At 64.9% G+C, this 14,740-nt stretch carries 13 protein-coding genes and 2 pseudogenes; 1 reads left to right on the top strand and 14 read right to left on the bottom strand.

The genetic code is table 11. From position 1 onward, the window contains the following. The 13 genes and pseudogenes from QM019_RS02075 to QM019_RS02015 all read right to left on the bottom strand — a co-directional run. A partial coding sequence (locus QM019_RS02075; RefSeq protein WP_282851670.1) for a transposase occupies positions 1-199 on the bottom strand: 199 nt, incomplete at its 3' end. A 373-nt stretch (positions 200-572) separates the two neighbouring features. Further along, positions 573-1,265 carry a response regulator gene (locus QM019_RS02070; protein WP_125107145.1) on the bottom strand — a complete coding sequence of 231 codons (693 nt, stop codon included), beginning with the start codon at positions 1,263-1,265 and terminating at the stop codon, positions 573-575. Further along, positions 1,262-3,757, bottom strand: a complete 2,496-nt coding sequence (locus QM019_RS02065; RefSeq protein ID WP_193128805.1) for an ATP-binding protein — start codon at positions 3,755-3,757, stop codon at positions 1,262-1,264. Before QM019_RS02065 ends, QM019_RS02070 begins: the two co-directional genes overlap by 4 nt. Before the next feature lie 2 nt (positions 3,758-3,759). Continuing rightward, positions 3,760-4,374, bottom strand: coding sequence for a potassium-transporting ATPase subunit KdpC (gene kdpC, locus QM019_RS02060; RefSeq protein WP_193128804.1), 615 nt, complete (start codon positions 4,372-4,374; stop codon positions 3,760-3,762). Between the two features lie 24 nt (positions 4,375-4,398). After that, on the bottom strand, positions 4,399-6,561 hold the full coding sequence (gene kdpB / locus QM019_RS02055) for a potassium-transporting ATPase subunit KdpB (protein WP_282851669.1): 2,163 nt from the start codon (positions 6,559-6,561) through the stop codon (positions 4,399-4,401). A gap of 3 nt (positions 6,562-6,564) precedes the next feature. Then, on the bottom strand, positions 6,565-8,235 hold the full coding sequence (gene kdpA, locus QM019_RS02050; RefSeq protein WP_125107149.1) for a potassium-transporting ATPase subunit KdpA: 1,671 nt from the start codon (positions 8,233-8,235) through the stop codon (positions 6,565-6,567). Then, positions 8,235-8,324: a potassium-transporting ATPase subunit F gene (locus QM019_RS02045; protein ID WP_125107150.1), complete on the bottom strand. Its 90-nt coding sequence runs from the start codon at positions 8,322-8,324 to the stop codon at positions 8,235-8,237. The genes kdpA and QM019_RS02045 overlap by 1 nt, the downstream gene beginning before the upstream one ends. 424 nt (positions 8,325-8,748) lie before the next feature. Continuing rightward, a pseudogene (locus QM019_RS02040) lies at positions 8,749-8,976 on the bottom strand (integrase core domain-containing protein); the annotation flags it as partial. A 16-nt stretch (positions 8,977-8,992) separates the two neighbouring features. Continuing rightward, complete coding sequence (locus QM019_RS02035) at positions 8,993-9,631, bottom strand: transposase (RefSeq protein WP_282851667.1); 639 nt, start codon at positions 9,629-9,631, stop codon at positions 8,993-8,995. A gap of 61 nt (positions 9,632-9,692) precedes the next feature. Further along, positions 9,693-10,867, bottom strand: a protein-coding gene (locus QM019_RS02030) for an IS3 family transposase (RefSeq protein WP_241209084.1) whose coding sequence is annotated in 2 segments (ribosomal slippage) — positions 9,693-10,588 and positions 10,588-10,867 — 1,176 coding nt in all. Because the reading frame shifts where the segments join, the coding sequence is not laid out codon by codon here. 222 nt (positions 10,868-11,089) lie between these two features. Beyond that, positions 11,090-11,338: an IS110 family transposase gene (locus QM019_RS02025; RefSeq protein ID WP_282851666.1), complete on the bottom strand. Its 249-nt coding sequence runs from the start codon at positions 11,336-11,338 to the stop codon at positions 11,090-11,092. A gap of 260 nt (positions 11,339-11,598) precedes the next feature. Then, positions 11,599-12,659 (bottom strand): annotated as a pseudogene (locus tag QM019_RS02020) (IS3 family transposase); the annotation flags it as partial. Between the two features lie 17 nt (positions 12,660-12,676). Continuing rightward, on the bottom strand, positions 12,677-13,168 hold the full coding sequence (locus QM019_RS02015; protein ID WP_282851665.1) for a transposase-like zinc-binding domain-containing protein: 492 nt from the start codon (positions 13,166-13,168) through the stop codon (positions 12,677-12,679). Positions 13,169-13,309: 141 nt separating this feature from the next. Here QM019_RS02015 and QM019_RS02010 point away from each other — a divergent pair, with 141 nt between their 5' ends. Then, positions 13,310-14,350 carry a hypothetical protein gene (locus tag QM019_RS02010; RefSeq protein ID WP_282851664.1) on the top strand — a complete coding sequence of 347 codons (1,041 nt, stop codon included), beginning with the start codon at positions 13,310-13,312 and terminating at the stop codon, positions 14,348-14,350. Here the strand turns inward: QM019_RS02010 and QM019_RS02005 are convergent. Next, complete coding sequence (locus QM019_RS02005; protein ID WP_193128211.1) at positions 14,328-14,711, bottom strand: MerR family transcriptional regulator; 384 nt, start codon at positions 14,709-14,711, stop codon at positions 14,328-14,330. The two genes, QM019_RS02010 and QM019_RS02005, sit on opposite strands and share 23 nt — an antisense overlap. Between the last annotated feature and the right edge of the window lie 29 nt (positions 14,712-14,740).

Below are 14,740 nucleotides of genomic sequence, written 5' to 3'. Positions count from 1 at the left end.
CCCTGGTCTCCGCGGCCTCGGTCCGCGTAACGCCGGGCTTCGCGCCGTCGTCAACAGCGGCGCGCTGCAACCATTTCTGCAGGGTCATCGGGTGGACGCCGAAATCTTTCGCGATCTGCTCGATCGTAACTCCGGGCTCGCGATCCCGCGCGACGCGCACAACGTCATCACGGAACTCGCTGGGATAGGGCTTGGGCACAATGACATCCTTCCAGGCCGCCCTCCCGGGCAAGCCAGATCAGATGTCACCTATCCGTGCAGCAGACCCAAGTTCAAGCCTCTCTGGATCGCGTTCTGATACGAAACCTGTGACGCTTGTCGAGTCGCGGTCACGGATCTCGTCGCGTGCTGTGAGGGGCGCGTGTATGTGCGGTCCTGCACGCTCCACATCACGATCGGTCTCTCTGGTCGAGGTCCTCGACGATGGTGACGTTCGTGGCGAGGCGGGGCCCGTCGACGGCGCGGATGACGGGGCGGCGATGGCGAAAGGGACGCCGATGATCACACCGCTCCAGTACAGCAGCTCACCGAGGGTGTCGAGGATACGCATGGTTGCGTCGGCGTCGCGAAGGTCAGGTGGTCATGCCGTCGAGACGGTACCCCATGCCCGGCTCGGTCAGGAGATGCACGGGGTTGGTGGGGTCTTCTTCGAGCTTGCGTCGCAGCTGGGAGACGTAGAGGCGGAGGTAGCCGGTGTCTTCGGCGTGTTCGGTGCCCCAGATGGTGGTGAGGATGGTTTGGCGAGTGACGAGCTTCCCGGCGTTGCGGATGAGGATGTCGATGAACTGCCATTCCGTGGGGGTGAGGCGGATCTGCTTTTGCCCGTCGGGAGTGTCGCGGGTGACGCTGTGCGCGGCGAGGTCGATGGTCACCGCGCCGAGGTGGACGACGGGGGTGGCGTCACCTGGGGGGACTCTGCGGGTGAGTGCGCGGATGCGGGCGAGGAGTTCTTCGACGGCGAAGGGTTTGGTGATGTAGTCGTCCGCGCCGGCGTCGAGGGCTTCGACTTTGTCAGCAGCGCCGGCACGTCCGGAGACGACGAGGATGGGTGCCTGCGACCAGCCGCGGATGCCGTGGATGACTTCGATGCCGTCGAGCTTGGGCATGCCGAGGTCGATGAGGAAGATGTCGGGGTGGCGGTCGATGGCGGCGGCGATCGCTTCGGCACCGTCGGCGGCGGTGAAGATCTGGTAGCCCTTGGCGGTGAGCGTGATGCGCAGGGCGCGGAGGATCTGCGGGTCGTCATCGGCGATCAGGATTCTCATGATTGCTCCTGGCTGGTGCTGGTGGTGTTGAGGGAGATGACCATGGTGAGCCCGCCCCCGGGGGTGTCTTCGGGGGTGAGGGTGCCGTGCATCGCTTCGATGAACCCGCGGGAGAGTGCGAGGCCGAGGCCGAGGCCGGTGGTGTTGTCGGTGTCGCCGAGGCGTTGGAAGGGTAGGAAGATGTCGTCAAGCTTCTCGGGCGGGATGCCGGGGCCGCGGTCGATGATGCGGATCTCGAGCCGGTCACCGAAGGTGCTGGTGCTGACATGGATCGGTGTGCCGGCCGGGGTGTAGCGGTGGGCATTGGCGAGGAGGTTCACCAGGACTCGTTGCAGGAGTACGGGGTCGGCGTCGGCGAGCGCGTCATCGTGGGCGAGGTTGAGGGTGACGTCGGTGGGTCCGAGGTGGAGTTCGTCGAGGGCTGGGGCGATGGTCTCTGCCGGGTCGGTGGGGATGTCGGCGATCGTGAGGACCCCGGCTTGTAGTCGGCTGACGTCGAGGAGGTCGGTGACGAGGGCCGCGAGGGCTGCGAGGCTCTCATCGGCGGTGTCGAGGAGTTCCTTCTTGTCATTGGACGCCAGGTCGGGTCCTGCCGCTTTGAGCCCGCCGACGGCAGCTGCTGCTGCTGCCAGCGGGCGGCGCAGATCATGGCTGAGAGCCGACAGAAGGGCGCCGCGGACCCGGTCGGATGCTGCGATCGGTTCGATCTGCTTCGCCGTCTGGGTGAGGTGCTGGTGTTCGAGGGCGGCGGTGAGTTGGGCGGAGACGACCGCAAGGAGGCGTTGCTCCGCCGCGGCGAGATCGGGGCCGTGCAGTTCGAGGGTGGTGTCGTCGGTGACGCGGATGCTGGTGTGGTGGTTGTCGGGCACGGGTTCACCCGACCTGGCGAGGACGTCGTCGCCGCGCATGAGACGGACGCCGGGGAGTTGGAATGCTTCGCGGGTGCGGTCGATGAGTGCCTGGATCGCGTTGTCACCACGCAGGACGCTGCCGGCGATGGTCTGGATGAGTTCGGATTCGGCGGCGGATCTGCGGGCAGCACGGGTGTAGCGGGCGGCACGGTCGACGATGAAGCTCACCAGGCTCGCGATCACGACGTACAGGATGAGGGCAAGGAGGTGGTGGGACTGGTGGATGTGGATCGTGTACAACGGCTCGATGAACAGGAAATCCAGGGTGATCCCGGACAGCACCGCAGCGAACAGGGCCGGCCAGATCCCACCGACCAGGGCGACGATGACGACGAGGAGCTGATAGGAGAGAACGTCCGTGGTGATGGAGTCTTCGCTACGAAACAGCGTCAGCAGTGCAGTGAGGGCAGGACCGCCGAGAAGTGCGACAACGAACCCGAGAATGCGACGTTTACGAGTGAGTGACCCGGTGAGCGGCGGCAGGGTGAAGCGTTTCCCGGCGGCGGCGTGATTGACCATGTGCACGTCGATGTCGCCGGACTCGCGGACCACAGTCGCGCCGATGCCGGGTCCGGTGAATGCTGCGGTAACTCGTCCGCGGCGGCTGGCGCCGAGGACGAGCTGGGTGGCGTTGACGGAGCGGGCGAACTCCACCAGCGCGGTGGGGATGTCGTCGCCGATGACCTGGTGGTAGGTGCCGTTGAGTTTCTCCACGAGCGCCCGCTGCTCTGCCAAGGTTGCCGGGTTGCCTGAGCGGAGCCCGTCTTGGCTGGTGATGTGCACGGCGATGAGTTCTCCGCCGGCGGAACGGGCGGCGATGCGTGCGCCGCGACGCAGCAGTGTTTCGCCCTCGGGGCCGCCGGTAAGGGCGACGACGACGCGTTCTCGGGCCTCCCAGGTGCTATCGATGCCGTGATCTTTCCGGTATCCCTTCAACGCTTGGTCGACTTCATCGGCGAGCCAGATGAGGGCGAGTTCGCGCAGCGCGGTGAGATTCCCGAGACGGAAGTAGTTCGACAGGGCGGCATCGATGCGTTCAGCCGGGTACACGAACCCGCCGCTGAGCCGATCCCGGAGGGCTTGGGGCGCGAGATCGACGACCTCGATCTGCTCGGCCCCGCGCAGGAAGCTATCCGGGACGGTCTCGCGCTGCGGGACGCCGGTGATCTGCTCAACGACATCGTTGAGAGATTCGATGTGCTGGATGTTGAGGGTGGAGATCACGTCGATCCCCGCAGCGAGGAGTTCTTCGACGTCCTGCCACCGTTTGTCGTTCTTCGACCCGGGTGCGTTGGTGTGCGCGAGTTCGTCGACGAGCGCGACGGCAGGCTTGCGGTCCAGCACCGCTTCCAAATCCATCTCCTCAAGCGTGACGCCACGATGTTCGACGAGGGCACGCGGGACGGCGGGGATACCCTCAGTCATCGTGGCGGTGGCAGCCCGGCCGTGGGTCTCGACGATCCCGAGGACGACGTCCTTCCCCTCTCCGAGCAGGCGCCGACCGTCCTCCAGCATGGTGAAGGTCTTGCCGACGCCGGGAGCAGCCCCGAGCAGCACCCGTAGCTGCCCCCGATTCGGCATGATTAGTCCTCCAACTCGTCCAGGGCGATATTCAGTTCCAGCACATTCACCCTCGATTCTCCCAGGTAGCCGGCATCCGGCCCCTGGGTGTGCGCCTCGACCAGTTCCCGCACCTGCTCAGCGGGGATGCCGCGGGCTTCGGCGACCCGGTTGATCTGAATCGCCGCGTACTCGGGACTGATGTGCGGGTCGAGTCCTGAGGAGGATGCAGTGACCGCGTCGGCGGGTACTTCATCCTCGGTTACCCCGTTGAACTCCGCGATCTGGGTCTTGCGCTCGGCGATCACGGCGATGAGGTCCTCGTTCTCGGGTCCCTGGTTGGTACCGGAGGAGGAGGTGCCGTCGTACCCGTCACCGGCCGCCGAGGGTCTGCTCTGGAAGTATTCCGGCAGCGGGTTCCCGTCCTCGTCGGTGAACGATTGTCCGATCAGCGACGAGCCGACGTCGTCTCCATCTTTCGTGGTCAGCGGGGCTCCGTTCGCTTGCGCGGGAAAGGCGAGCTGCCCGATCCCGGTGATCAGCAGGGTGTAGCCGATTCCGAGGACGACGGTGAACATGAGCAGGGCGCGGGTGGCGACCCACAAGGTGCGTCCGCCACTGCGGGTGGCAGTGTTCATGATGTGTGTTCCTTTTCGAAGGTGTCAGAAGCCGGGGATCAGGCGCACGAGCAGGTCGATGAGCCAGATGCCGATGAAGGGGGTGATGATGCCGCCCAAGCCGTAGACGGCAAGGTTGCGGCCGAGGATCTTCGATGCATTCATCGGCCTGTACTTCACGCCGCGCAGGGCGAGAGGAACGAGGAAGACGATCACGATCGCGTTGAAGATCACCGCGGACAGCACGGCGGATGCCGGTGAGTGCAGCCCCATGATGTTCAGCGCCGCGAGTTGCGGGAACACGCCCATGAAGATCGCGGGGATGATCGCGAAGTATTTCGCGATGTCGTTGGCGATCGAGAACGTGGTGAGCGCTCCCCGGGTGATGAGCAGTTGCTTGCCGATGGCGACGATGTCGATGAGTTTGGTCGGGTCGGAGTCGAGATCGACCATGTTGCCGGCCTCTTTCGCCGCCGACGTGCCCGTGTTCATCGCGACGCCGACGTCTGCCTGCGCGAGCGCGGGGGCGTCGTTGGTGCCGTCACCGGTCATCGCGACGAGGTTGCCGCCCTCCTGCTCCTTGCGGATGTAGGCGAGTTTCTGCTCCGGGGTCGCCTCGGCGAGGAAGTCGTCGACGCCGGCTTCCTTGGCGATCGCCGCGGCGGTGAGCGGATTGTCACCGGTCACCATCACGGTGCGGATGCCCATTGCGCGCAGTTCCGCGAACCTCTCGGTCAGTCCTTCCTTCACGATGTCCTTGAGATGGACGACGCCGAGGACCCGGCGCGTCCCGTTTGCGGACTTCACGGCGACGACCAGGGGGGTTCCGCCGGACTGGGAGATGTGCTCGACGTGCTCGTCGAGTTCGGCCAGTTCGCTGCTGGGCAGCCGCGCTCCGTCCTCCTCGAGCCAGCCGACGATCGCGCTCCCGGCGCCCTTGCGGATCTGCGTGCCGTCGGACAAGTCGAGTCCCGACATGCGGGTCTGCGCGGTGAACGGCACGATCTCACCACGAGGGTCGGTCGTCACGTCGATGCCCTCGGAGTGAGCGAGTTCGACGATGGACTTGCCTTCAGGGGTCGGGTCGGCGAGTGAGGATAGGGCGGCGGCTTCGATGAGTTCCTGTTCACGGACCCCGTCGAGGCGGACGAAGGCGCTGGCGCGGCGGTTTCCGTAGGTGATGGTGCCGGTCTTGTCCAGCAGCAGGGTCGTCACGTCACCGGCTGCTTCGACCGCACGTCCGGACATCGCGAGCACATTGCGCTGCACCAGCCGATCCATCCCTGCGATGCCGATGGCCGAGAGCAACGCGCCGATCGTTGTCGGGATGAGGCAGACCAGCAGCGCGACCAAGACGGTGATGCTCGCCGGGCTCGCCGGGTAGGACGCGATCGGGTTGAGAGTGAGCGCGACGACGACGAACACGATCGACAACGACGCGAGCAGGATGTTCAGCGCGACCTCGTTCGGGGTGCGCTGGCGGGCGGCACCTTCAACGAGCGCGATCATCCGGTCCACGAACGTCTCGCCCGGCTTGGAGGTGATGCGCACTACGATCCGGTCCGACAGCACACGGGTGCCGCCGGTGACTGCGGAGCGGTCACCCCCGGACTCACGGACTACGGGTGCGGACTCGCCGGTGATGGCGGATTCGTCCACGCTTGCGATGCCCCAGACGATGTCGCCGTCACCGGGGATCAGCTCTCCGGCCGAGACAACAACGATGTCTCCGAGACGTAGATCGGCCGATGACACATCTTTGATGAGGGCTTCCTCCGCCGGCGCATCCGTAGTCGGGTGGTAGCTGACGAGACGATGCGCCGTGGTGCTGGTGCGGGTTTTGCGCAGCGTGTCTGCCTGCGCTTTGCCACGGCCTTCCGCGATCGACTCGGCGAGGTTCGCGAACACGACGGTCAGCCACAGCCAGACGGCGATGATCCAGGTGAACGACCACGGGACGCTGGTGCCACCGGAGGCGGCGGGACCGCCGAGGAACGGTTCGGTGATCGCCAGCAGTGTCGTGAGGGCGGCGCCGACCCAAACGATGAACATGACGGGGTTGCGCCACTGATCGCGAGGGTTGAGCTTACGCAGTGCTCCGGGGAGCGCTGCGCGCACGTGCGCCCAGGTGAGGGTCTTTCGCGGAGCAGCCGTTGCGGGCTGCTTCGCTGTTTCTGGGGATGACGGGGTGTGAGTGATGGTGGACATGGTTTACAGCAGCCCTTCCGCCAGGGGACCCAGCGTGAGAACGGGGAAGAAGACGAGTGCGGTCACCAGGACCGCGGTGCCGACCGTGAGGCCGACGAACAGTGGGCGGTGTGTCGGCAGCGTGCCAGCCGTGGCGGGGACCTTGTCCTGCGCGGCCAGCGACCCGGCCAGCGCCAGGACGAGAGCGATCGGCAGGAACCGGCCCAGCAGCATCGCGACGCCGAGTGCGGCGGTCAGCCACGGAGTGCTGGCCGTCAAACCCGCGAACGCAGACCCGTTGTTGTTCGACGCGGAGGCAAACGCGTAGATCACCTCAGACAGACCGTGCGATCCGGTATTCGCAAGCGACTCATCGACGATGCTGCCCCGCAATGCGGGGATCGCGAAGCTGAGTGCCACACCGCCGAGAACGAGGATCGGCATCACGAGGATGTACATGCTCGCGAGCTTCATCTCACGAGGGCCGATCTTCTTGCCCAGGTACTCCGGCGTGCGGCCCACGAGAAGCCCTGCGACGAACACGGCAATCACCGCGATGATCAGCATTCCGTACAGGCCTGCGCCCACACCACCCGGTGCGATCTCGCCCAGCAGCATGTTCAGCATCGGCATCATTCCGCCAAGAGCAGTGTAAGAGTCGTGCATCGAGTTCACCGACCCAGTCGAAGTCAGCGTGGTCGTCGAGGCGTAGATGACGGACTGCACCAGGCCGAAGCGGGTTTCCTTGCCTTCCATCGCCGCGCCGGCGAGTTCGGGCGCGGTGCCGCGGCCGGCGAACTCGAACACGGCGAGCGTGAACGTCGAGGCAAGGTAGAGGGTGCCCATGACGGCGAGGATCGCGTATCCCTGACGGTTGTCGCCCACGATCTTCCCGAACGCACGGGGAAGAGAGAACGGGATCAGCAGGATCAGGAAGCACTGGAACAGGCTGGTCCAGCCGGTCGGGTTCTCGAACGGGTGCGAAGCGTTGGCGTTGTAGAAGCCACCGCCGTTCGTGCCCAGTTCCTTGATCGCTTCCTGGGAAGCGACCGGGCCACCCGGGATCGTCTGCGTGCCCCCGGTGATTGTGGTCACATCAACGTATCCGTTGAAGTTCTGCACGACACCGCCGGCGATCAGAACGATCGCTGCAACGATCGACAGCGGCAGCAGGATGCGGAACGTGCCGCGGACGAGGTCGACCCAGAAGTTGCCGATCGTCCCCGACCTCCGGTACGCGAAACCACGCACGAGGGCGATCGCGACAGCGATGCCGGTCGCCGCCGACACGAAGTTCTGCACGGCGAGACCAGCGAACTGGACAGTGTAGGACAGCGCCTCACCCGAATACGCCTGCCAGTTCGTGTTCGTCACAAACGAGATCGCCGTGTTAAACGCGACCCCCGATTCGACGTTCTCGTTACCGAGGGAGTACGGCAACCACTGCTGGGTGCGTTGCAGTAAGAAAAGCAGAAGCACGCCGACGATCGAGAAGTACAGCACCGATCGCAGATACGCCTGCCAAGACTGCTCCTGCTTCGGATCGACACCGATGACCTTGTAGATGCCGCGCTCGACACCCCAGTCCTTTCGTGTCGTAAAGGTCCAGGCCATGTAATCCCCGACGGGGCGATACAGCAGACCGAGGGCGAGGGCGAGCGTGGCGACGCCCGCGATGAGAAGGCCCCACTCCATCAGAAACGCTCCGGCTTCACGAGGGCGAACACAAGATAGACGACTGCGGCGATGGCGAGACCGGCAGCGAGGAGCTCGAATACGATCACAGCTTCTCCACCGCCTTCCCCACGAGGCCGACAGCCACGAACAGGACGATCACGCCCAGCACGTAGACGATGTCAAGCAAGACAAGCTCCATTCGGACAAAAGCGACAGCAGGACTACTAGCCGCGCAACCCGAGATGCGGGTGCAACTCCCGATCAAACACCCGCCGACCACCGTGATACAGGCGTCCTAACGGAGCCCATACGAGGAACCGCGCGACTCTGACATTCCCCTCACGCGACACCCCGTCAAGCCTGAGTGCATGCGTCCGACGAGGGCCACGGGCAGGTTTTTCCAGGGCCGTTAAGACCGGCCGGTAGGCGCGCATGAGTTCTGTGAGGAGCTATACCGTGCCAGTCGGCGGCCGCGTAGGACTGCAGGTATGACTCTCACCGAGATGAACCGTCCCGGGTTCTGTGCCGCTGCTATGCGGGGATCGGCGCTCGGGTGAGTGCCGTGTAGTAGGCCGCCTCGTATTCGTCGGGGCTGACCATTCCGAGGCTACCGTGGAGCCGTCGGTGGTTGTACCAGTCGACCCAGCCAGCGGTCGCGTATTCGACGTCGGTGATGGTCTTGTACGGGCCGTCGTGGAAGACGGTGGTGCGGACGCATTCGGCTTTGTACAGGCCGTTGATCGATTCCATCAGCGCGTTGATGCTCCTATAGTTGTCAACTCATGATTTCGCCGGTTCTCGGGTCGGTCTTCACGAGGTGGTAGACCTCGCGGATCACGTAGCGTTTCAGGCAGCGGATGATGTCTCGTTTGCTCTTGCCCTCGGCGGTGCGTCGGGCGACGTAGGCGATGGTGGGTTCGTGGAATCGCATCCTGACGATGACGGTCCGGTAGATCGCCGCGTTGAGCTGCCGATGGCCACCGTGGTTGATGCGATGCTTCCCGCTGGTCATCCCGCTCCCGGTGGGGACGGGGCTGATCCCGGCGAGTTTCGCGAACGCGGCCTCGCTCTTGATGCGTTCAGGGTTGTCTCCCGCGACGATGAGAATCTCTGCGGCGGTGTCGACACCGATCCCGAACTCGTCCAGCAGGTGCGGTGCGCGCTGGAGCACGAGCTGCTCGATCTGTGCTTCGAGGTCTTTGATCTCCTCGTTCAGGGCGATCCAGCGTCTCGCGATCGAGCGGAGCGCATGACGGTTCGCGTCCTCCGGTGTGGCCAGCCCGCGGGGGCGGAGCGCGGCGCAGTGCCTCGCGACCATCTTCTGCGTCTTCTTCGCGGTTTCCTTGCGCAGCTCCTCGGTGGCGTGGACGAGCATCGCTTTGAGAGTGACCATCGCGCCGGTGCGGTCCTTCACCGCGGTATCGTGCGCTACTTTCAGCTGACGGGTCCGCTGAAGGTTTGGTTGACCTCCGGGTTTATGCCGCCAGTGTAGCGGCTGGGTTCATGATGAGTTCGAACTCGATGGGGGTGAGTTTCCCGAGTCGGCGTTGACGGCGTTTGCGGTGGTACTTGCCCTCGATCCAGGACACGATGGCCAGGCGCAGTTCCTCTCGTGTGCCCCAGGATCGACGGTCGAGGACGTTCTTCTGCAGGAGCGCGAAGAACGACTCCATCGCGGCGTTATCGCCACATGCCCCGACCCTGCCCATCGAGCCACGTAGCCTGTGGCGCTTCAGCGCTTTGCGGAAGCGGCGCGACCGGAATTGGGAGCCTCTATCGGAATGGACGATCACCCCAGCGGGCCGGCCTCGGTGGGCCACTGCCATCTCGAGCGCGTTGACGGCGATCCGGGCCTTCATCCGTGAATCGATCGAGTAGCCGACGATCCGGTTGGAGAACACGTCCTTGATCGCACACAGGTAGACCTTGCCCTCGCGGGTGCGGTGCTCGGTGATGTCGGTCAGCCATAGCTCGTTGGGGCCGTCGGCGCTGAACTGCCTGTTGACCAGGTCATCGTGAACCGGCGCGCCGGCCTTCTTGTAGCGAGTCTTCCGCGTGGTGAACACCGATTGGATGCCGGCGACCCGGCACAACCGCCACACTCTGCGCTCGGACAACTCGTAGCCCAACTCAGCGAGGTCGTCTGCCAGCACCCGGTAGCCGCCCTCCGGGTCGTCGTTGTGAAGCTGATGCAACACCGAGATGAGCTCTTGCTCCTCGGCCTCACGGGCTGACACCGGTTGCTTGAGCCACTTGTAGTAGCCCTGTTTGGAGAATCCCAGTATCCGGCACGCGACCGCCACCGGCACCCTCACCCGGGCACCGACCGCGGCCATCTCCTTCACGAGCGGATAGATCATTTTGGGGGCGTGATGTGAGCCTGCGACAGATACGCCGCCGCGCGCCGTAGCACCTCGTTTTCCATCTCCAACTCCCGGATCCGACGCAGTGCCTGCGACATGTCCTTGCGCGCCTCTGGATCGGTGGTCGGGGTCATCCCATGGGACTTGAACCTCGCGTCACGGAGCCATGCCTGCAGCGTGGTTTTCGCCACTCCGAGGTCCTTGACGACCTGCTTTTGAGGGATACCCGACTCGACCAACGCGACCGCGTCGCGCTTGAACTCGTCGGTGTAGGTGATCTTCGGCATGGTTGCCATCCTTTCAGCACGACGCCCTCTCAGGAATCATGCGGTCTTGGAGTCAACCAAACCTTCGGCAGTCCCGACGGATCATCTCGACGACGCCGTCCGCGGTCTTCGGAATCGCGGTCGCGAACCCTGCGAGCACGGCTCGGGCGGCGTTCTCCGCGTCCAGGGTGTCGGACTTGCCGTTGAGCCTGCGCAGCCGCCGATCGGGTCGTGAGACCTCGATCACCTTATGCCAACGAACGAGGTCAGTCCGGCCCCGTAGGAACCGGTGCCCTCGATCCCGAACGCGATGATCTTCCCGAAACCCGCCGCCCACTCCAGCAGCTGCCTGAACCCGGCGGCATGGGTCGGGATCGTCAGCGTCGAGAGGATCCCGCCGATCGAGTCCATCACCGCGGCGACATGGATGTGCTTGTGGGTGTCGACGCCGATAACGACGTGCCCCGAACGGGCGGTCTCAATCTCGGTCATGTTCTTCTGTTCTCCTGCCGTTAGCGTGGTGTCACGCTGGCGCCGGCGGGTGGACAGGACTGTCATGGGGACGCGTTGTCGAGACTGCTCCAGGCTCCTATCAGGTCACGCCCGATCCGGCGGCAGCGGTTACTGCGCGCCCGGCCGGAGGCTCGACAGATCAACGCCAAGGCACCCTGCGGGCCAATCGTAAGCAAGGGTCAGAACACTCCGGCCAGGACTACCCCATCCTCGCGAGATCGGGCAGAAAGAGACTGACAGTCGTACGCGTCGCCGACGGACCCGATTGATGGTGCGATCTGCTCGAGTGCCAGGTGTTCGGTCAACACAACCGAGGTGTATTGCGACCCAGCATCGGAGTGATGCCGCAATTGCCCGGGTCCGACTGGATGCCCCTGCCGGTCGCGTTCCCACAACGCCATCCGCAGCGGGGTCATGACGAGATCGGTGTGTTTGCTGGTCTGCGCGTGCCAGGCCACGATCCGTTGCGAGAACACGTCGAGGATGAACGCGACATACACCCAGCCGGCCCACGTGCGGACATAGGTGAAATCGGTCACCCAGGTGTGGTCCGGCCGTGGTGCGGTGAAGTCGCGGTTCAGGAGGTCACCGGCACGCGCGGCGTTCTTGGCGGGGATCGTGGTTCGGATGGCTTTCGCCCGCGTGATCCCGACGAGTCCGAGGGCACGCATAGCGCGGTCGACAGCACCACGAGACGCGTCCGCGATGGCAGTACGGCGGATCAGCGCGGTCATCTTCCGCCGCCCATACAAGCCCTCTGGAGTCAGTCGTCGACGGCGGGTCCCGTCGGGACGTTCCTCAACGTTCCAGGCCGTGTCACGCACGGCATCGAGCACGAGCGCGTCGGTCACGGTGCGGGTGCTGACGTGGCCTTGTTTCCAGGCACGGTAGGTGCGCGCGGCGATCTGCACGCCCTGCTCCCGCAGGACGCGAATGATCGACTCGACCGCGTGTCCCTCGGCGCGCAGGTGGTCGATGAACCCCAGCATTACCGGTTGCGGGGGTCGAGTTCCCCCGCGAAGAAAGTTGTCGCTGCTTTCAAGATCGCGACGTCCTCCCGGAGCCTGCGGTTCTGTGCTTTGAGTTGTTTGATCTCTGCGGCTTCCGCGCTGGTTTGCCCGTCGCGGACTCCTGCGTCGATATCGGCTTGCGCGACCCAGCGCCGGAGTGATTCCGCACCGATACCTTCTTGCCGTGCGACCGCGGCGATTGCCTGTGAGGTCGAGGGATACTCGGCGCGGTGTTCGAGCACGAGCCTGACTGCTCGTTCGCGGAGCGCGGGATCAATCTTCTTTGGCATGACGCCATCCTTTCAACTCAAAAGGAAGCGGCATCAAAGCCGGGACGGTTCACACACACGACAACTTCGGGAGCCGGGATGCGTGTCAAGAGCGCGGACCAGGCTGCCGAGGACTCGGTCGAGCACCATTGCCAGGCCAGGACTTGCAGGTCTTCGGTGACCGCGATCAATGAGCACCAGGAACCGATATAGATCCCATCGACGAGGATGACGCGATGACGTGTTTTGACGGGACCGAGTGCGGGTTCGATATCCCAGCACCAGGCTGTTCGGCGTCGCAGTTGCCGTGCGGCGCTGGCTCCGCCGAGCTCGTGCTGGGAGTGTTTTCCGTGCAGCCATTCCAGGAACTCCCGGAGCTGGTTACGGCGGACCAGGTCGACGCGTTTCCTGACGGACGATGCGCCGCAGTCCGGGCAGCGCCACCGTTGCGTTCCAGCAGCGGTTCTTCCGTTCTTCACGAGCCGTTGCCCGCATACCAGACAGGTCGTCGTGTTCGCGTCGTTTCTCACGACTAAGGGTCCCGGACTAAGACCACCCCTCGACACGCCTGCAACGACGGGCCTAGATCAAGATCCCATCCACACGCTTTGTCCTATAACCCAAAGCGACAGACCAACCAGGTCCGGCGCACCCTGAAAATCCTGCAGCTCGTGTTCCCCGGCGCGAATCTGCGCTTCCGCGCCTCCGACATCCTCGCGATGCGCTCTTGTGGCGACGACGGCAACATCCGCTCCACCATCGAAGTCCTCGAAGACGCAGGTCTCCTCATCGACGACCGGGTGCCGTCCTTCACCACGCTCTTCGAACGCAAGACCCATGCCCTTCCCGAGCCGATGCGCTCCCAGCTCGAGCTCTGGCGCGACATCATGGTCGACGGCTCCAGGACCCCGCCGCGCCGCCAGCCCCGCGACACGATGACGGTCAAAGGCCAGATGTACGGCATCCTCCCCGCGATCACCCGCTGGGTCGAAGGCGGACGCACCAGCCTCGTCGGAATCGGCACCGAAGACATCCTCGCCGCGCTTCCCGACGATCCGTCGCCCCGTCACACGATGATGCTCGGCTTCCGCAGCCTGTTCACGATCTTGCGCGGACGCAAGCAGGTCTTCATCGACCCGACGAAAGCGATCCCGCTGCGCGGCCCCAGACGCAACCTCCCGCTGCCGATGGAGCCCACGGCGATCCGCGACGCCCTGGTCAATCCCGATCCCGCGGTCGCGCTGGCCGTCTCACTCGTCGCCTTCCACGCCCTGATGACTTCGCAAGTGCAGCACATCAAGCTCACCGACATCATCGACGGACGACTGCGCATGCCCGACGGCCGTTCCCTCCCCCTCGCGAAACCCGTTCGCGCCCGCCTGAGCGCGTGGCTCGACCACCGTGCCAAGCGCTGGCCCGAGACGAAGAACCCCTACCTGCTCGTCACCATCCAGACCGCGCCCAGGCTCTCACCGCCCTGCCGGAACTTCCCCTGGAAGAAGGCCGGTGTCACCGCCCAGGCGCTGCGCACCGACCGGATTCTCTACGAAGTCGAACAGACCGGCGGCGACGTCCGCCGAATCTGCGATCTCTTCGGCATCGGCATCGAAACCGCGCTGCGCTACTCCGCCACGATCGTCGAACCACCCACCGCCGACGCCCATCAAACACCCGACGCAGACGCGGCGACTATTTCGCGATCTGAGCGCTGAGCAACCCGATGAACTCGTCCGCAGCATCAAGCTGCTGGGCAAGCTTCACTCGACGCTCTTGTGCGTCATCCAGGAACTGCGCCAACGCGAGTTCTCCGTCCGCTCCCGACGCATCCCCCCTGCGCGCACTCTCCAGCGCTTGAAGCAGGTCACCCATCTGCTCCAGCGAGTACCCCAGCGGCTTCATTCGCCGGATGAGCAAGAGCCGGTCGTAGTCGTCCTCGGTATACAGGCGGAACCCGCCCTCCGAGCGCCCCGAGGGAGCGAGCAGGCCGATCTGGTCATAGTGACGGATCGTGCGCAGCGACAGCCCCGTCCGCTCCGCGAGCTCCCCGATGTGCATCATCCCGGTCTCGGGCATAGCGCGGCTCCCTTCCCAAGTCGCCTCAA

Origin of the sequence: Gulosibacter sediminis (assembly GCF_030011715.1) — a bacterium.
GTDB lineage: Bacteria > Actinomycetota > Actinomycetes > Actinomycetales > Microbacteriaceae > Gulosibacter > Gulosibacter sediminis.
The sequence above is the reverse complement of the archived record's forward strand: the minus strand, read 5'-3'. Positions and strand labels throughout refer to the sequence as shown.

Excerpts from the sequence above, each read along its gene's own strand:
- QM019_RS02070 (WP_125107145.1), bottom strand. The coding sequence starts at position 1,265 with ATGAGAATCCTGATCGCCGATGACGACCCGCAGATCCTCCGCGCCCTG.
- kdpB (WP_282851669.1), bottom strand. The coding sequence starts at position 6,561 with ATGTCCACCATCACTCACACCCCGTCATCCCCAGAAACAGCGAAGCAG.
- QM019_RS02005 (WP_193128211.1), bottom strand. The coding sequence starts at position 14,711 with ATGCCCGAGACCGGGATGATGCACATCGGGGAGCTCGCGGAGCGGACG.
- kdpC (WP_193128804.1), bottom strand. The coding sequence starts at position 4,374 with ATGAACACTGCCACCCGCAGTGGCGGACGCACCTTGTGGGTCGCCACC.
- QM019_RS02065 (WP_193128805.1), bottom strand. The coding sequence starts at position 3,757 with ATGCCGAATCGGGGGCAGCTACGGGTGCTGCTCGGGGCTGCTCCCGGC.
- QM019_RS02025 (WP_282851666.1), bottom strand. The coding sequence starts at position 11,338 with ATGACCGAGATTGAGACCGCCCGTTCGGGGCACGTCGTTATCGGCGTC.
- kdpA (WP_125107149.1), bottom strand. The coding sequence starts at position 8,235 with ATGGAGTGGGGCCTTCTCATCGCGGGCGTCGCCACGCTCGCCCTCGCC.